The sequence below is a fragment of the Paenibacillus sp. UNC451MF genome (assembly GCF_000686845.1).
Taxonomy (GTDB): domain Bacteria; phylum Bacillota; class Bacilli; order Paenibacillales; family NBRC-103111; genus Paenibacillus_S.
Map to the genome: position 1 here is coordinate 49436 of NZ_JMLS01000013.1, position 16644 is coordinate 66079.

General features: G+C 49.5%; 18 protein-coding genes. 7 read left to right on the forward strand and 11 right to left on the reverse strand.

The annotated features are described in order from the left end of the window. Positions 1-23: 23 nt before the first annotated feature. Positions 24-197 (forward strand): hypothetical protein, encoded by a 174-nt coding sequence (locus tag BP97_RS40220; RefSeq protein WP_156043227.1) that lies wholly within the window; start codon positions 24-26, stop codon positions 195-197. Between the two features lie 81 nt (positions 198-278). On the opposite strand, the gene BP97_RS0115415 is transcribed toward BP97_RS40220, so the two are convergent. Next, the gene (locus BP97_RS0115415; RefSeq protein ID WP_028549905.1) at positions 279-551 is read right to left on the reverse strand and encodes a hypothetical protein; all 273 of its coding nucleotides are present in this window, start codon (positions 549-551) and stop codon (positions 279-281) included. A 364-nt stretch (positions 552-915) separates the two neighbouring features. Between BP97_RS0115415 and BP97_RS0115420 the strand changes: the two genes are divergently transcribed. The 3 genes from BP97_RS0115420 to trxA all read left to right on the forward strand — a co-directional run bounded on the left by BP97_RS0115420 (position 916) and on the right by trxA (position 2274). After that, a complete protein-coding gene (locus BP97_RS0115420; RefSeq protein WP_028549906.1) occupies positions 916-1347 on the forward strand; it encodes an RrF2 family transcriptional regulator in 432 nt (143 codons plus the stop codon). Positions 1348-1513: 166 nt separating this feature from the next. Next, complete coding sequence (locus BP97_RS36410; RefSeq protein ID WP_051620619.1) at positions 1514-1897, forward strand: hypothetical protein; 384 nt, start codon at positions 1514-1516, stop codon at positions 1895-1897. 56 nt (positions 1898-1953) lie between these two features. Then, complete coding sequence (gene trxA / locus BP97_RS0115430; protein WP_028549907.1) at positions 1954-2274, forward strand: thioredoxin; 321 nt, start codon at positions 1954-1956, stop codon at positions 2272-2274. 74 nt (positions 2275-2348) lie between these two features. Here the strand turns inward: trxA and BP97_RS0115435 are convergent, their stop codons facing one another. Genes BP97_RS0115435 through BP97_RS0115450 form a run of 4 tightly spaced genes read right to left on the reverse strand, consistent with a single transcriptional unit; the run spans position 2349 to position 5882 of the window. After that, positions 2349-3227, reverse strand: coding sequence for an ABC transporter permease subunit (locus BP97_RS0115435; RefSeq protein ID WP_028549908.1), 879 nt, complete (start codon positions 3225-3227; stop codon positions 2349-2351). After that, positions 3224-4183, reverse strand: a complete 960-nt coding sequence (locus BP97_RS0115440) for an ABC transporter ATP-binding protein (RefSeq protein WP_028549909.1) — start codon at positions 4181-4183, stop codon at positions 3224-3226. The genes BP97_RS0115435 and BP97_RS0115440 overlap by 4 nt, the downstream gene beginning before the upstream one ends. Next, complete coding sequence (locus tag BP97_RS0115445) at positions 4180-5337, reverse strand: hypothetical protein (protein WP_036745960.1); 1158 nt, start codon at positions 5335-5337, stop codon at positions 4180-4182. The genes BP97_RS0115440 and BP97_RS0115445 overlap by 4 nt, the downstream gene beginning before the upstream one ends. 11 nt (positions 5338-5348) lie before the next feature. Further along, entirely contained in the window at positions 5349-5882 is a 534-nt protein-coding gene (locus tag BP97_RS0115450) for a sigma-70 family RNA polymerase sigma factor (RefSeq protein WP_028549911.1), read from the reverse strand. Positions 5883-6104: 222 nt separating this feature from the next. On the opposite strand from BP97_RS0115450, the gene BP97_RS0115455 reads away from it, so the two are divergent. Further along, entirely contained in the window at positions 6105-6875 is a 771-nt protein-coding gene (locus BP97_RS0115455) for a DODA-type extradiol aromatic ring-opening family dioxygenase (protein WP_028549912.1), read from the forward strand. Between the two features lie 82 nt (positions 6876-6957). Here BP97_RS0115455 and BP97_RS36415 read toward each other — a convergent pair whose 3' ends face one another. The 6 genes from BP97_RS36415 to BP97_RS0115485 form a co-directional block, all read right to left on the reverse strand. After that, a complete protein-coding gene (locus BP97_RS36415; protein ID WP_051620620.1) occupies positions 6958-7836 on the reverse strand; it encodes a hypothetical protein in 879 nt (292 codons plus the stop codon). 152 nt (positions 7837-7988) lie between these two features. Further along, positions 7989-10256 carry a hypothetical protein gene (locus BP97_RS36420; RefSeq protein WP_051620621.1) on the reverse strand — a complete coding sequence of 756 codons (2268 nt, stop codon included), beginning with the start codon at positions 10254-10256 and terminating at the stop codon, positions 7989-7991. 152 nt (positions 10257-10408) lie between these two features. Further along, positions 10409-12061, reverse strand: a complete 1653-nt coding sequence (locus tag BP97_RS0115470; RefSeq protein ID WP_028549913.1) for a hypothetical protein — start codon at positions 12059-12061, stop codon at positions 10409-10411. A gap of 138 nt (positions 12062-12199) precedes the next feature. Continuing rightward, positions 12200-12634, reverse strand: coding sequence for a divergent PAP2 family protein (locus BP97_RS0115475; protein WP_036745962.1), 435 nt, complete (start codon positions 12632-12634; stop codon positions 12200-12202). A gap of 199 nt (positions 12635-12833) precedes the next feature. After that, entirely contained in the window at positions 12834-13190 is a 357-nt protein-coding gene (locus BP97_RS0115480; RefSeq protein ID WP_028549915.1) for an EamA family transporter, read from the reverse strand. Positions 13191-13209: 19 nt separating this feature from the next. Beyond that, a complete protein-coding gene (locus tag BP97_RS0115485) occupies positions 13210-14124 on the reverse strand; it encodes a decaprenyl-phosphate phosphoribosyltransferase (protein ID WP_051620622.1) in 915 nt (304 codons plus the stop codon). Between the two features lie 327 nt (positions 14125-14451). Between BP97_RS0115485 and BP97_RS0115490 the strand changes: the two genes are divergently transcribed. Together BP97_RS0115490 and glmS are read left to right on the forward strand one after the other, a co-directional pair. Next, positions 14452-14763 carry a helix-turn-helix domain-containing protein gene (locus BP97_RS0115490; protein WP_028549917.1) on the forward strand — a complete coding sequence of 104 codons (312 nt, stop codon included), beginning with the start codon at positions 14452-14454 and terminating at the stop codon, positions 14761-14763. A 33-nt stretch (positions 14764-14796) separates the two neighbouring features. Continuing rightward, positions 14797-16626 (forward strand): glutamine--fructose-6-phosphate transaminase (isomerizing), encoded by a 1830-nt coding sequence (gene glmS / locus BP97_RS0115495; RefSeq protein WP_028549918.1) that lies wholly within the window; start codon positions 14797-14799, stop codon positions 16624-16626. Positions 16627-16644 lie beyond the last annotated feature (18 nt).

The window sequence follows — 16644 nt, forward strand, 5'->3', positions numbered from 1 at the left end:
TATCAGCATGGGGAGAGGTAGCAATGGGGATTTTTATATTTGTATTTATTTGTTTATTTGTATCCGGATATTTATTTATTAATATGTTCGATAACAGACGCAAATCGTATAAGGAAGCCGTACGCAAGAGGATTATCGTATCCTTTTGCCAGGCCATTATCATTTCGGGCATCATTCAGCTGATTATTAATCAATAGTAAGCTTGCAGCGGAGGGGTCCTCGGTTAAAGTAGAGTTAGCCCCTTTCTGCATACTGAATCCATGTTCTATTCATTAATCTCATTGGTTCAAAAAGTTTTTCAGAGGTCCTATGACGAGATTCATTCCGTCCACCATGCCTTGAAGGTAGACGACCTTTTCTATATCATGAGGGTTTTTATCCGCCACTTCCGATAATTTTCTGCGAAAATTGAACTGGGTGGTTTCCAGGTTGGTGACTAGGCCAGTAAAGTCCTTGACCGCTTTTTGGCATTCTGTAAAATCATGCTCGGTAAAGAGGTCGTTGTTTTTGCTGATCAGCTCTTTAATAAAATGTTCCGTATGCTGAGACATGTTTTTCAACTCCTTAGAGTTTTGCGAAGCAAAACTTGCTTCGGAAGGATAGGCTTAGAGTTTTGCGAAGCAAAACTTGCTTCGGAAGGATAGGCTGAGTTTTGCGAAGCATAACTTATCGTTTGTTGTCGACGGTCATTCTATGCATGCATTAGCCCTTGACACAAAGAACTGTAATCGATATAATAACAGTAAGAAAAACGTCAATCGACGTCCTTTCTAAGATGTGCGACCGCGACTAGCGGAAGTTTTTATCTCCAATAAGAAAGTGTTTCACAACGATTAAGCTTTTAGTGAGCTTGAACTTTCCTATGTGGTAAGAAACAGCAGCAAGTTAGCCATCAGGTTTATGAGGAGGCATCCTGTGAATAGCGAGTTTACAATAGCGGTTCATAGTCTGGTACTGCTCGCTTATAGGCCCGATCATATGGCGACGAGTGATATGATCGCCCACAATGTATGCACCCATCCAGCCCGAGTGCGCAAAGTCATGGCGCTGCTTCGCAAGCATGGTTATGTGGCTGCCAAGGAAGGGACCGGTGGAGGATTTTTACTCCATTGCGACCCGGAACAGGTAACACTAGCCGAGATGTATCGTTTAACCTCTATGGGGTCCGTAAAACCGGGATGGTGTTCGGGCGATGTGGAGCAGGATTGTATGATTGCATGTAATATGGCTACGGTGATGGATGACATATTCGCTGGGGCGGAGAAGCAATTGATTGATTACTTCGGTCAAATGACGATCCGCGACGTATTGGAGCAGTTGCGTCAAGAGCAGGAGAGGAAACGATAGTGTTTCTTTTTCCATTAAACTGTTATTAATATGATCTCAGTTGTATGGAAATCGTCATTAGTGAGGCAAAACGTCAGCAAGCTGGGGAGTTTTCGTTTACTCGTCAAACTGTAATGTATTCAATTTCAGTTCAGTAAACTCAACGTGTGGAAGGAGAGTGGCAATTATGACGGCGATCCATCAAGATTGGATTAAGGTAAGTGATTGGGTTAGCGGAACATCAGCTGAGGATGAGAAATTTATAGGGTACGTTGAATCTATTGATGTCTATGGTACGGTGAAGGTTCGAGTCACCCAATGCGATCATGAAGAAGCAATTGGAGAAGTGGTGAGCAGCTCCTTAAACAAGCTAAGTAAATTGACGGATTATGTACCGGTTGAGGCTGGCTTGCGAAGCTTGCTTGATTTGGCCTTGATGACTCGAGATCAGTCGTGGTTTGACGATTTGTACGCCAACCTCCGTATTCTTCAATTTGATGCTGCAGGTGAAAGCAAGTCTTTCAAAGGATATGGTTCAGGACCAGCTGTTAGTCGGGTTCGAATCGACTAATGGTTTGGATTTATATATAACTAGTTTAATAATCATCTAAAAGGAGAGTGTGAACTATGTCTTTAATAAAAGTAGAAGATCAAAATTTTAAACAAACGATTGCACAAGAAGGTGTTGTGCTTGTTGATTTCTGGGCGCCATGGTGCGGACCTTGTAAAATGATCGCTCCGGTACTGGAAGAAATGAATCAACAGCTGGGCGACAAGCTGACGATTGCCAAAATGAATGTGGATGATAATCCGGAAACTCCTGGAGCTTACGGAATCATGAGCATTCCAACTATGAAGCTGTTCAAAAATGGCGTTGAAGTAGCAACTACTGTAGGTTTCAAACCGCTGCAGGATATGATGTCCTGGGTAGAGCCGCATCTGAATTAATAGGCTTCAGCGAAATGCATATAACCCTACGGGTACCTGGAAGATGGGGAACCGTAGGGTTTTTCGTATAGGATTCAAAAGTCTTTACGTTGAAACATGAACAAGCCTGCTCCTATTGTGATTAGCGTGTAGCACGCCGCATAGATCAGAAAGGAATTGGAAGGGACTTGTCCAATACCGAATGGACCGAGAGCACTATCCAAGCCGATAATCTCTTGCATTTCTGGGATAGAGAACATTTCGGAGAGCATTCGATGCTGTATAGACTCAGTTGGCATCACGAGAGACATGAGCCCCGCTATTGTCGTCAGCGGCTTTACTGCGTCACCCTCCAGCCTAGCGATGCTGCCGACCTTTTCAATCATCCCGCCCAGCCAGCCTGCTCCGTACAGCATTGTCATGAATACGCCGTTCCCCAGTGCGGAAAATATGCAGGAGCCCAGCATCGAGACAGATACTAGCATCGGAATGATGGAAGCGAACAGAAGGAACGATTTGATTAATGGGGTCGTGTCCGTTGGAACCCCGGAATGATAATCGGTAATTAATAAAATAGAGATGAATAGCAGGGTGGCATAGCCTATCCCCAAGCTGACGTAGCCGATCCAGCGACCCATATACCAATGCCAACGCGGCACTGGACGAGGCAGAAGCGCTTGCAGCACACCTTGCTCCGCCTCTCCCGAGATAACGGAAAAGGAGCTGAAGATGGATAAGAAAGCGATGACGAAGGCTCCAAAAAAGAAGCCGAGCGTTAAAGTAATGCTCCCCAACGTGAAGCTTTCAATGAGATAAGTAATGCTCGTCTTGTCCAGGTTATCGTGGAGCCGCTCCCCGATAGTTTGAGCCACAAACCAAAAGGCCAGCAAAAAAATAATCGTCATGAGCAATGTCAGCAGCATAACCCGTTTGCGCATAAGCTCTTTCCAAGTCATTGCAATGATGGCGATCATGCGCGTTCCCCCCTATGACTTAATCCGGACACGGCGCTCATGAACCATTCGTCCAGCCTTGTTTTCGATTTTTTGACTTCATACAGTGTCATGCCTTGCTCAATAATAAGGCTATTCAGCCAGCCGATTTGTTCGTCATCCTCCAGCTCCGCTTCCAGCCATACGGTATCACTGTCGGCAGGGGCAGGGAGCGTGGCTGTTGTAATGGGTAGTCCTGTCATGTCCACAAGCCATGTTAAAACAAACGGCGTGAACCCGCCGACACGCAGGTGCCAGCAGGTTTTTTCCTGCAATACGTCGGAGACGGCCCCGGTTTGCAGTATGTTTCCATTATTTAAGAGAGCGACGCGGTCGCACAGCAATTCAACGTCCTCAAGCAAATGCGAGTTTAAGAAAATGGTCTTTCCCTGCTCTCGAAGCGTAATCAGCAGCTCGCGAACCTCCATACGGCCAATAGGATCAAGCGCGGAGGAGGGCTCGTCCAGAAATACGAGCTTCGGATTATTAACGAGAGCACAGGCCAAGCCTAGTCGCTGCTGCATACCCTTGGAGTAGTTCTTGACGCGGTCGCGACCGCGAAGTCCGATACCTACTTGATCCAGCAGCTCGGGGATTCGCTTCGCAGCAATTGCGTTATCAATGCCGCACAGCTTGGCATGCAGCCTCACAACCTCCTCGCCGCTCAGCCACTCCTGATAGCGGTATAGCTCCGGCAAGTATCCGATATGCTGCCGTGCTTCCAAGGAACCTATCGGTTCGCCCATAATCATCGCCCGTCCTCCTGTAGGACGAATGAGTCCGACCAGCATCTTGACGAAGGTGCTCTTCCCTGCGCCGTTAGGGCCGAGGAAGCCAAAGGCTTCCCCTGCACCAACTTGGAGCGTAATACCGCGGCAACCGCGGCCATTTCCGTAATCCTTGCTTAAATCCTGGGCTTCAATTATGGCATGGCTCAAGATTTGATCAACTCCGTTACTTTAGCAATAAGGGCTGCACGGCTCGTTAATTCATTGCTGCCATCGACTCTGAACAGCTGTCCTTGCTTCACCCAGGTTGCAGAATAATAGGCATTCTTACCTTGATTGTAATTATTGGTGCTTACGATGACATCCAAGCCCTCGAGCTTTATTTTCTCGACTTGACCGTTTTCAATGATAGGCAGCGGTACCGATCCGCCCTGCAGTACACCTGCGGTCTGCAAGCTTTCCTTCAAATTGGCCGGCAATAGAGGGAATTGCAGAACCGCATCCAGCGCCTCGGCTACTGGTATGGAGGGATCGACCGTGATGGTGGGTACCGGCATTTGCGAGAACGAATAGCCTTTGGATTCACCTCTCTCTTCAGAAGCCTTGCTTACATAGAGGTGAACAGCTGCCCCCATATCCAAAGTTATTGGTTTGCCGTCTACTGATTCTGGCAGCAGCTTGGTTGCGCCTAGACGTTTCATCGCTTTATTGACCTCATCTACATTCATGTTAAAGGTGAGGCTGGTGGATGGGGAAACGTAAATTTTATTTTTCGCATCATAATCAGACGGGATGATAATCTTGTGTCCCACGAGCTTGGATGCTTCTGATGGATCGACTTCTCCGATCGATTTACCAGAGGTATGGCTAAATGTGCCAAACTTATTAATCGACTCGCGCTCCTTGCCATCCCCGAAAGCACTGTTAAGAATCGTTTGCAAATCATTCTCCTGAACGACGGTGAGCTGCTGCATGCGAAACTTATTCAAAATCGCTGCAAGTGCCTGATTTCCGGACGGTGTAGCGATAGTGACGGCGATAACGCCCACAGCTGCGGCACTGGCTACCCATTTCTTGTTTCTATGCAGCCAGCTTGCAAACGAGCTAGACGGTTTAGATTTAACGGTTTCGGTTTCAAGGCGTGGCGCCTTCGAACCAAGGTTTATTTTTGGACTTGCAGCTGGTACTTCCGCAGGTTCTCCTGCCATAGCAGCTGTCAACGGAGCAGCCGTAGCTTCCGCAGCCATTTGTTCTGACCAGCGGGACCATTGTGGCTGGGTAGGCTCTTGAGCAAGCTTTTCCTGAAGCTTGGCCCAAGCTGCGTCGGCTAGTTCCCGTTCATTCTTTTTCGTGGATTCGCTCATGGAATCTCCTCCTATTCAATCTGTGCATGTGCTTGTGTTTGCGCTTCGGCATGGCGTCTTAGCCGTTCTGTAGCCCGGTGCAGCAGTGTTCCTACCAAGGGGGGACGCACTTGCAGCTGCTCTGCTATTTCCGCGTAGCTGTATCCTGAATATCTTAGCAGGAGTGCTTTACGGTCTCTCTCAGGCAGTTCCTCCAACCATTCGCGCATTTCCTCCTGATCGAGCTGTCTCATCAGGATTTGCTCGTTGGATGGCTGATCCTCTTCGGTACTAAGAATATGAAGCGACTGTTTTTCATGCAGAGCACGCTCGCGTGCTTTTTTATTTAAGTAATCGTAGGCTATTCTTGTCAGCACCCTGTGCAGCCAAGCCCCCATAACAGACGGGTCATCAGGAGGGTTGCGGTAGAGACGTAGAAATACCTCCTGAGCCAAATCTTCTGCGGCCGCCTCATCACGGACAAGGCCAACTAACTTGCGGCGCACGGTAGGATAATGTATATAAAACACTTCACGAAAAAACTCAGATGTTTGTTGCGGTTCCAATCGATTGTCCTCCTTTCAGCTGCAGCTATATATAAGACGGACCCCGGTTTGATTTTGTATCATACCCAAAAAATATTGGAAAACGTTTTGTCCCATTTTATTATAACCCGATGCAGGAAGCCATTTTACAGTTATAATGGAGGGAAACAGGGAGTTTTTGCGGTTAGGTACAATAGAGCACCGAGACTAGGTAAAAGTAAAGAATAAAGGAGTCGTGGTCCGATGGTTCCAGCTTTATTTATTGCTCATGGCATGCCTACATTGGTATTGGAAACGACTCCTTATACCAAGCTTTTGCGGAACTTGGGTCTGCTTCTTCCGAAGCCTAAAGGTATTGCCGTCTTCAGCGCGCATTGGGAGCATCCTGTCCAGATGATATCGAGCGCCCCGAAATGGGAGACGATGCACGACTTTTTTGGCTTTCCGGATTCCCTTTACGAATTGCATTATCCGGCGAACGGAGACCTGGTTCTAAGTATGGAAATCGAGCAGCTGCTGACCATGGAGGGCATCCGGTGCGAGTTTAATCATCGAAGGGGACTCGACCATGGGGCATGGACGATTCTGAGACTTCTGTATCCTGCTGCGGATATTCCCATTGTTGCTCTTTCGGTGAATCCCAAGCTGGTGCCTGAGGAACAATATAGAATTGGAAAAGCGCTGCTTGCTTTAAGAGACAAAGGCATTATGGTCATCGGAAGCGGAGGGACGGTACATAACCTGTCTAAGCTGGAGTGGGAGACGTCGGGAGCGGAGAGTTGGGCTGTCGGATTTGATCAATGGATGTCGGACAAAATCAGCGTATGGGATCTCGAGGCTTTATTCGATTACGAGCGGAGGGCTCCGTCAGCGGCTGAAGCCGTACCTACCCGGGAGCATCTGGCTCCATTATTTATCAGCATGGGCTCTGCAGACCAACATCAATCGGCGAGACTACTGCATCAGCAGTATCAATATGGTACTTTAAGCTTGTCCGCTTGGATGTTTAAATAAGATAGCAAGCTCAGAGAGCACGGGATTATGCAATCGCATAAAAAAACAGAGCCCGCATCCAATGCGGACTCTGCCAACTCATTTAGTTCATCTTTATCCAGCTATCCCACTCATGGATGCTGATCCCCTTGAAGGAAGGGTGGATAATCAGTTTCTCTTGCAGTGCTGCCAATTCTTGCACCATGAGAGCTTCGCCTTTGCCATAGAAGGTGCCTGGCTCACCGCTGTCAACGGTATCCACAGCTACAAGCACTGGAACGCCGGCCTGATCTGCTGCGGCTAACTCAGTTTGGACGGATGCTGCGATGTCTTGGGCTTTGTTGAAATACGCCATCAACGTCACTTCGTCCATGCGTCGAATGAGCCAATCCGACAAAGTCGTTCTGCCGCCCTGACCGTCTCCCACTTGAAAAGAATCCAGCCATACCGGCATATCCATGCCGACGGTCAAAGTAGAGTCGCTCTTCACTTCTTCGACAAATCCACTTACCGTGTCTTTCCAAAGTCCGATCACCGTATCTGAATCCTTGCGCCACTCAGGCAATACATAAGGCTCCACATCCAAATGAATCCCGGCAAAACGTTCCTCGGGAAGAGCGCTCCTGTTGTAGCTCTTAACCCAGTCAATGAATTCGTATAATTTCTTGTTGTGCTCCGGAAGCACCCAATTCGGAGCGCCGCCCAGCGCCTGAACCTCAATGTGCTGAGCGTTCGCCTTGCGAATAAAGGCACTGTAGTAAGGAGCCGGATAACTTGAGTCTACGAACAGATAGACCCGGTTGATCCCTTTGTTGGTCAGCTGCTGCAGTGTGCTATCCGCCTCTTGGCCGATCACATACGGATTCCACATCCACGTACTTAGCACCCGTTGACCTTCAGCTTCAGCAGCTTGAGCGGAGGTCCCGCCTAACAAGGAAAACCCCATGAACACCTGTCCCGCCAGAAAGCAGTTTAGCAACAACCAGCATAACCTCCTTCTCGTTGTTGAAGTGTTGAATAGTTTTGTTTGCCGCAGATTCACTTTCCTGCTCCTTCCAATTCAATGTTAGCCTTAGAATATACCTGATCATTTGAACTTATTTTCATTTTAAAAAAATGAACTGCAACCACCGGTCAGTTGGTTGAGGCAGTAGGGGTCGCATCTTTGGGTGGCTGCTTGCCTTGCTTCTCGAATAGGCTTTGCAAAATCGAGTAGCTTTTCTTGAGCCTCTCATGGTAATCGACTTTATTCCAGTTATCCCATTTGTAGGCTAGGGACTCCTGCTTCTCTTTCCCTTCGGCTCCATGAACCCAATGCGGCTCAACGCGGACCGATTTCACATCATCGAATTTCAATGCTCCTGCTTCATAAGGATACTTCCACGCTTTGTGCTGGCTTGGATCGGTGAACCCCAACATCATCCAAGGCACACGCACCTCGATGACCGACCCGGATACAAACCAGTCCGCCAAATTGTTGAAATCCGGGCTTGCCGGATCCGTCGTACCTTGATGAAGCTGTCCGATTTCCACATCCTCGAAGGGGATCTTTTCCTTCGTTTGCGGTAGGACAAAGCCTTTGTTGACAGGCAGCTTCCACGGTAAAAAGATGCCGTTCTCCGCATGAGCCCAGCTCTCCTGCCATGGCATGAGCTTCTTCTGGGATCCGTACAGCCAACTATGGTAATCGTAGGCACTGCCTACATACAGGGATGAATTATTGGATCCCTGCAGCTTCATGACAAATTCTTGACCACTGCTGAAACCGACACCCGGCGCTTGATCCGCTGTAGTACTTCCTCCATTCAATGTGTCAAAGCCAAGGAATAAGGAGTTGTCCCCGAGCTTCCAATCGCCCTGGGTGTTTTTTAACATCAGATACAAGTACGCTTCATCGTGGGAAACGGATAGACTGTAGCCCGGATATTGCTTGGTCTCCACAGGCTTTCGACGATCCCAATCTTCCGTCTTGCCGTCCAGCACAATCGTATCCTCCGGCGATTTTCCCGGTTCAACGGCCAGCACACCAAAATGCTCTTCATTGGTAAGCATATTTCGCCAATACGGTCGCCTTGCTATAGGCGTATCCAGCTCAAGCGTGTTCCAGGTGATTTTGAACCATTCGTCCTGCCACGAGAACAATACGGCGCCATCGTAATTTTCATTATATATACTTTTGTACAGAGCGGCATCGATCTCACCCTGCTCCTGCTCGGTATGCAGGCCTTGGTTGCGGTTCAGCGGACCGTAATGGGCGAGTCCTCTCGAGCTCGGGATCCCATATTCCGCCACGATCAGCGGAATGCCTTTATGATGCTCTCTTAAATCATGCAAATAGCCCGCATAGGGATTGATTTCTCCAGTACTGTCCTTATAATTCTGGTACTTGTCCTCGTAGCGCAGCAGATCGGGATAATACGGATAAATATGATAGGAAGCAAAATAGCCTGCTTTCCACGTTTCCCGTGGACTAATATGCATCGGATCGACAGATACCATATCTTCGTTCTCCGCCGGTTCATTAGGGTGCGTAAGCGGGTCGGTTGTCACCCAGTTGGTAAATGAAACGGGATGCTGCCAGCCGTATTTCATTTCCTCCTGCGCTACCGTATCAAGCATTTGCGTGAGCCAGCTCTCGAATGGATTAGCCTCTGGGTTCGCCTGAAAATACGTCCCTTGAAACGGCTTCAAACCGGGATGAGCGTCATTGGTTGCCTTTACTACGTAAGGATCCCACTCTGTGCCTACAACCCAACCTAATATATAAGGAGAAATGTCGGCGTCGTATTTGCCAGATGCATGTCCGGGCGTGGCCTTCCGGTTGAGATTGCCGTGAACGGCATGAACGGCGTCTTGAATTTCTTTCTTAAATACAGCTACGGTGTCTTCCTGATAGGCATCCCTCCCTTCTCCGCCGCTCCCGGTCAATTGGTCCTCCGGCGCCCAGATGCCGTGAAGCACGTAGAGCGGGTCTTGGCGTCCGCCATTGAATTCCGCTAACGCTTCGTAGAAATGGGGCGGCAAAATCGTATATACGCGGATGACGTCGGCATGCATCTCTTTGATTTGCCCGAACCATCGCAAATAATCTTCCTTGGTCGGACTCAGCTCTCCGGGCGCATGCCCGGGAGTGGTTGCTCCCAAGTTGACACCAGACCAAAATTGCGGTGTCCAGCCGTTGCCATTGTACACTTCCAGATGGCCTTCCTTCACCGAAGCGGTCTGTTTAATGCCTTGTTCTTCAAATACCGGCATCACTGATTGCGGAGCGGTCTTACCCGAGCCTGCGAACCAGCTTCGTGTCCCATGTGTTAAGGACAGTGCAAGCGCTGCAGCAGCAAGCAGAGCTATGACCGATAGGCCCATAAGGGTGGTGCGTTTGTTAACCCAATTCACTTGCATGATATCCTCCTTTGTAAAAGCTCTGTCCCCTTGTTTTTACCACATAGGAAAAAATCAGTTTGTTAGGGATTAACGTAGACTTTCCTATTGGCGATAAAACCAACCATAGAGCGGGGGCGCTCATCTTTGAAAGGCTTCGATGGAGGTTTTCTCTATTTCAAGCATAAGGAGGTGCCCGACTTCGCGAGCGTCACTTTGTCGGTGCTGCAGCTGAGCTCCCGTTCTTCCTTCACTTCGATTCCGAGAGCTTTCAGACGTTCTTGATTGGACCAGCTGTAGGTAAATTCAGCCGGAATCGGCTGAGTTGCATCACGCAGTTCAGCGAGTTGACCCTTCAGCTCTTGATTCCAGGCGAGCTGTTCCTTCGTATACATGCCGGTGACTATCAGCGCATTGGCTGCAATCAAAACCGCCAAGGTCCAGCCGGTGACTTTGACTATCCTATGGCCGCCTTGCAGACTCAATGCCAGCCAGACGCAGATCAGCGGTACGAACCATAACTGCGGTACATAGCGGGCCCACCATGCCGCCGGATTAACAAATGCCGAGGCGGCCAAAAGCAGGATGACGCCAATGGCCGCTAACGTCAAGCCGGTGCGCTTACGAAAAGCGAGCAGCAGCACCAATAGCGAAATAATTAGCGTCCCGCTGAACAGCGGGCCGAAGCCAGACACGGCTACATCAGGCTCTCCATATACCTGAAGCTCACGGTCTGTGAAGGTGAATGGCCATTTGAATTGGGTTGGCCGTTTCTCCGTGCTGTTGCCTACAGTCGTTGCAAAATAGGATGAAGCAGCTTGCTCGAAACGGTTCATCATTTCGAGGTTGCGCGGAATGAAATTCTTGACGACATCGACCGCTTCTTCACCGGCTAACGGATAAAACGGATGCCCGTCCCGCACCGTATTCGTCACATACGGGTTATAGCCGACCAGCAGGACGCCCGCGAGTCCACCGATGGCGCCGATGCGGAATACCCGCTTCAACAGCCCGAACTGCTCGCTCATATACAAGACGATGAGGAGCCCGACAGTCATCAGGCCTGCATAAGCTATCGCCGTGAATTTGATATTCATGATCAGGATCATGGTCAGCGTATAGCTGATTAGTAAAACCCGGTTCGCCTTCGCATAGATTAGTGCGCCGAGCGCAACCAAGCACAGCAGCAGTGACGCCAGCAAGCCGTCGACATAGTAGCTGAACGCTTGATAGATGCTGACAGGATTCAGAGCAAGCAGCACAGCAACGACCCAAGCTTGAACTCGCTGGTTTGGCCGCAAATGGAGCAGTGCGGACAAGCTCAGCAGTGCTGAGGCAGCGATCGTAAGCAAATTGATGGCTTTGCCGCCTTCCAGCAAGCCCGTCGCTTTATAAATGGTTGCGGCTGCAAGCTCCGCACCCTTGGCATAATGGTTGACCCAAACACTATTCCCTGTCGGCATGGACACAGGCTCATCATAGACCGGATTCCACCCGTTCGAGAGTAAAATAATCGCTTCTTGGTGATACGCTTGTCCGTCGTAGGATAAATCGTAAAAATAGTTGCTGATCAGAAGGCTGCCTGCAAAAAGCAGCGCTGCACACCCGATGGATGCCCCGAACAGCCATCGTGGCAATTCATCGCCTGAAGCTTGGAACACGAGCCAAGCCGTTCCGATCGCCGCTGCTGCAGCTAACCAAAAATGCAGCGGCAGCAGCGGCACCTTGGCCAAGAACAAAAGTGACGGAATGACGAAGCCGGCTATAACAAGCATCAATAATGCCATCCCGGTCATCAAACTAAAGGAAGCAAGTCGGTTCTTCATTGTGTCACTCCTCAATCTATCATCGCTAATTCTAGTAAACTGATTTCTATATACAATGGTTTATCATAGACATCACCCATGTCGAACCCCTTAATTCCGAGAATAACCAGTCACAAACTGGCATATTCCGGTCTTATCCTAAGAGAGCCATTGGGAAGCTGCCCAACCAAGCAGAGTGCCTACAGCAAGTCCGCCGAGCAGCTCCGGGCGGGTATGCCCTTGCCTTTCCCGCAAGCCGGCTTCTACCGTTGCGGCATTTTCACGGGTAAGTCTATTGATCCATTTGGCATTTTCCCCAACGGCGCGCCGAATCCCTACCGCATCAATCATCACAATGTAGGTTAATGCGACGCCTAGCCCAAACATCGGTGTGCCAAAGCCCTGATCGAAACCGATCAGCATCGTGACAGAGGAGACGACGGACGTATGCGTGCTCGGAAACCCTCCGTTCCCGATGAGCCGACGCGCCTCCTGCCCATGCCGGATGCGGTTAACCGCATATTTCAATGTTCCGGATACGAGCCATGCTATAAATGGCAGCGCGGGGTATAAGATGCGGGCGCTAATTTCCATGTACTGACCACCTCAATTCTCTCTGCCGATCTCTTTCATTGCCATGAAACGAAGGGGGACCCTTCGAGATTACATCCGCCTTGGAAACTTATGAAATAATCTGTAAAAGCCCGGTGAGTAAGTAGCGGAGGGGGGAGAGGCATAAGCTTTTGCCTCGCATTCTTTCTGTAAAAAAGAAACTTCAAAAGCTTTCTCTCGCTTATCCCGCCCGAGCAATCACTAATACCCCGGCGGAAATCAAGACGGCGCCGCACCATTTTTGAATGGAAAGTGTCTCTTGAAATAAAAAGAAGCTGAGCACCATGACCAGGATATAGCTCAGACTGACCATCGGATAAGCTGTACTGAGCGGGAATCGCTTCAAAGCAAGCAGCCAGAAGATGGAGCTAAGCCCGTAACTCCCGATACCGGCCACTACAGGCCAATAGGTCTTGAAGCCTGTCCACGTCCATAATGCAGATCCCGCAGGCAGGACAGCGCTGACGCCCCATTTCATTAAAACCTGCCCTGCGGCGCCCAAGAGGACGGAGGCGATTAACCATATGTATTTGATCACACGCTTGGTTCACCCCCTTTTATTTGTTGAAAAACAGCAGGATGCAGCCGACGGAGAAGCCATACAACACGACCGTTAGCAGAATATGCTTGTCCTCGAGCAGCAGCTTCTCCGGGCGTCCACCCTTGTCTTCCATATGAATCAGGTACAAATAACGAAACATCCCGTACAGCACGAAAATCAGTGTCCACATCAGATGGATAGTACGTCCCGATGTAAAAGTAAACAGCGCATAGCTCATGATGGTTGATGTCGTGGCGATAGCCGACATTTGATTCAGCATTTCCATCGAATACGATTCCAGCACTTTGCGGTGCGCTCCTTTGCCGCCTTCGAGCAGCGCCAGCTCGTGACGCCTTTTTCCAATAGCGAGGAACAAAGCCAGCAGCATGGTGCAGATCAGAAACCAAGGCGTGAGAGACACGCCGATCACCAGACCGCCGCCAACCGCCCGCAGAACAAAGCCTGAGGCAATGATCAGCAGATCGAGAATGACGACATGCTTTAGCTTTAAGGAGTAGAGCACATTCAAGAAAAAATACGCGGAAAGGACAAACCCGAACAAAGGCTGAAAACGAAACGCCACCAGAACGCAGCATAACAGCAAAACAAATCCGAACACCAATGCCATCTGCGGCTGAATGGCGCCGGAGGCCAGCGGCCGAAGTTTTTTCTCCGGATGCATCCGGTCTCTTTCCCGATCTACATAATCGTTCAAAATGTACACACAGCTGGAAACGAGACAGAACAAGACAAAGCCGGTCATAGCCCGAATCAGCATATTCAAGTCTGCCTGTTGGATAGAAAAAATAAGTGCGGCGAACACCAGCAAGTTTTTGGTCCATTGTCGCGGGCGCATCAACAGCAAATATTGCATGGGCAGCGCACGGTGTTCGCCTCGCTTTAGCTTGACTTGAGCTTTCGTTTGGTCCATACCCCATTCTCCTTTTCGTTATATTTTTGATACGTGTAGGGCAGATGGGTGTCTGGGAGTCCTTCTGTTCCGACATTCATTATATCGAATTCGTCATTCGATAAAAAGAACGAAACTATGCCGTTTTTTGGAGAATTCTAGAGGAATTTCGACGATATCGTTCTCTAAATCGAAATTTTTCGCGATTTTCGATTTTTATTTTGCTCAAATATGCGATATACTCCAAGGTATCGTTCTGTATATGGAACGATTCATCTGTTCTCCAAATAGAACAATTTTCGGAAGATGCTCGATTGGGCATCAATTACAACAAAGGATCGATGGCACATGTTGGGAAAGCGAGTGAGGAAGCTGCGCTTGGAGAGAGGACTTTCCTTATCTGAGCTGTCACAAGCCTCAGGTGTAGCCAAATCGTACCTGAGCACCCTTGAGCGTAACATTCAGTCGAACCCGTCCATTCAATTGCTGGATAAAATTGCGTCCGCACTGGACATTTCTTTGGAACAACTGGTCCAACCGGAAGCGAAGGAACAAACACATTTATCGATGCAAGCCTGGTATGAGCTATTCGAAGAGGCGACGAATGCCGGCATCAGCCGGGAGGAGCTCAAGCGGTTGATTGAACTGCAAAAACATTAAATCTATCAAAACAACCATAAGGAGGAGTAAATAATGTGCGGTATTGTTGGTTATATCGGCAGCAGAGATTCGCAGCCGATTCTTTTGGAAGGATTGAAAAAACTGGAGTATCGTGGGTATGACTCGGCCGGAGTGGCTATTTATACCGACGCAGGTTTGAAACTGAACAAAGCGAAGGGAAGAATTACCGAACTGGAGAATAGGCTGCAATTCGAGCCTCTGGAAGGCTCCGCAGGCATAGGTCATACACGATGGGCGACGCATGGCAAGCCATCGGACGAAAATTCTCATCCCCATACAGACAAGGATCGAACCATCTCTGTCGTACATAACGGCATTATTGAAAATCATATGCAGCTGAAGGATGAGCTTGAGCAGCTCGGCTATACCTTCGTGTCCGAAACGGATACGGAAGTGCTCTCCCATCTGATAGCTCATTATTATGAAGGCAGCTTGATACAGGCCGTTCGCCAAGCGACTTCGCGAATCCGGGGCGCCTACGCTATTGCCGTATTATCGTCCTATGAACCTGACAAGCTGGTCGCGGTACGGAATGCAAGTCCACTTATTATAGGAGTCGGTCATGGCGAGAATTTCATCGGATCGGATATTCCTGCCATATTGGAATACACGAGGGATGTTTACATCTTGAATGACGGTGAAATGGCCGTATTGACCCGTGAGGGGGTCGATCTGATGACTTTGGAAGGCAATTTTATTGCAACACAGCTGTTTCACATTGACTGGGACCTGTTGATGGCCGAGAAGAACGGCTTCGATACGTTTATGCTGAAGGAAATTCACGAACAGCCGAGGGCTTACCGGGATACGATGCGCGGTAGGATCGATCAGGACCTTCAGAAGGTGGTACTGCCGGGGATACAGCTCTCAGAGGAGCAGGTCCGCTCTGTAAAGCAAATTCATATCGTCGCCTGCGGAACCGCCTATCATGCGGCTTTGGTCGGCAAAACGGTCATCGAACGACTGACCCGCCTTCCCGTGGAAGTCGATCTGGCTTCGGAGTATCGGTACCGGATGCCTGTCATTCCGGAATCTACGCTGGTCATTGCCGTCAGCCAGTCCGGCGAAACCGCCGATACGCTCGCCGCAATGCGCGAAGCTAAGGCGAATGGGGCTCGCATTCTGGCCATCACCAATGTGGTCGGCAGCTCTGTTGCGCGTGAAGCCGACGATGTCCTGTTCACGCTGGCAGGGCCGGAAATTGCTGTCGCCTCGACCAAGGCTTATACGACTCAACTGATTGGTTTTTATTTGCTGGGACTGTACATGGCGGAGGCGCGAGATGCGATCGATAAGGTCACATTGATCGAGATGCTGGCCATGCTCGAACGGCTGCCTGTACAGGTGGAGGATATTTTTCAGCACCTGGAGCCTGTTGAACAGCTCGCCCATCTGATTACCCGCCATGAGCATCTGTTCTTTATCGGTCGGGGACTGGATTACTGCGTCGCGATGGAAGCTTCCCTCAAGCTGAAAGAAATTTCGTACATTCATTCGGAAGCTTATGCTGCAGGAGAGCTGAAGCATGGATCGCTGGCCTTGATCGAAGACGGAACCCCCGTCATTGCCCTGGCCACCGATGACCGGCTGATGGAGAAAACCATCAGCAATATCAAAGAAGTCAAAGCGCGGGGAGCATACGTTATCGGCATTGCGTTGGAAGGCAACATGGAGATTGCCAAGACAGCGGATCACGTCATCTATGTGCCGCGTACCCACTCCCTGCTGACGCCTGCCGTTAGCGTGATCCCGCTGCAGCTATTGTCTTACTACACGGCTTCGATCAGAGGCAACGATGTGGACAAGCCGCGAAATTTAGCCAAAAGCGTTACGGTAGAATAAAAGTACAGCATGCTGCTG

What these genes read in the sequence shown, in the direction of transcription:
- BP97_RS0115435 (WP_028549908.1), bottom strand. Translation starts at nt 3,227, where the DNA reads ATGATCGCCATCATTGCAATGACTTGGAAAGAGCTTATGCGCAAACGG.
- BP97_RS36410 (WP_051620619.1), top strand. Translation starts at nt 1,514, where the DNA reads ATGACGGCGATCCATCAAGATTGGATTAAGGTAAGTGATTGGGTTAGC.
- glmS (WP_028549918.1), top strand. Translation starts at nt 14,797, where the DNA reads ATGTGCGGTATTGTTGGTTATATCGGCAGCAGAGATTCGCAGCCGATT.
- BP97_RS0115490 (WP_028549917.1), top strand. Translation starts at nt 14,452, where the DNA reads ATGTTGGGAAAGCGAGTGAGGAAGCTGCGCTTGGAGAGAGGACTTTCC.
- BP97_RS0115470 (WP_028549913.1), bottom strand. Translation starts at nt 12,061, where the DNA reads ATGAAGAACCGACTTGCTTCCTTTAGTTTGATGACCGGGATGGCATTA.
- BP97_RS0115455 (WP_028549912.1), top strand. Translation starts at nt 6,105, where the DNA reads ATGGTTCCAGCTTTATTTATTGCTCATGGCATGCCTACATTGGTATTG.
- trxA (WP_028549907.1), top strand. Translation starts at nt 1,954, where the DNA reads ATGTCTTTAATAAAAGTAGAAGATCAAAATTTTAAACAAACGATTGCA.
- BP97_RS0115485 (WP_051620622.1), bottom strand. Translation starts at nt 14,124, where the DNA reads ATGGACCAAACGAAAGCTCAAGTCAAGCTAAAGCGAGGCGAACACCGT.
- BP97_RS40220 (WP_156043227.1), top strand. Translation starts at nt 24, where the DNA reads ATGGGGATTTTTATATTTGTATTTATTTGTTTATTTGTATCCGGATAT.
- BP97_RS0115475 (WP_036745962.1), bottom strand. Translation starts at nt 12,634, where the DNA reads ATGGAAATTAGCGCCCGCATCTTATACCCCGCGCTGCCATTTATAGCA.
- BP97_RS36420 (WP_051620621.1), bottom strand. Translation starts at nt 10,256, where the DNA reads ATGCAAGTGAATTGGGTTAACAAACGCACCACCCTTATGGGCCTATCG.
- BP97_RS0115445 (WP_036745960.1), bottom strand. Translation starts at nt 5,337, where the DNA reads ATGAGCGAATCCACGAAAAAGAATGAACGGGAACTAGCCGACGCAGCT.
- BP97_RS0115415 (WP_028549905.1), bottom strand. Translation starts at nt 551, where the DNA reads ATGTCTCAGCATACGGAACATTTTATTAAAGAGCTGATCAGCAAAAAC.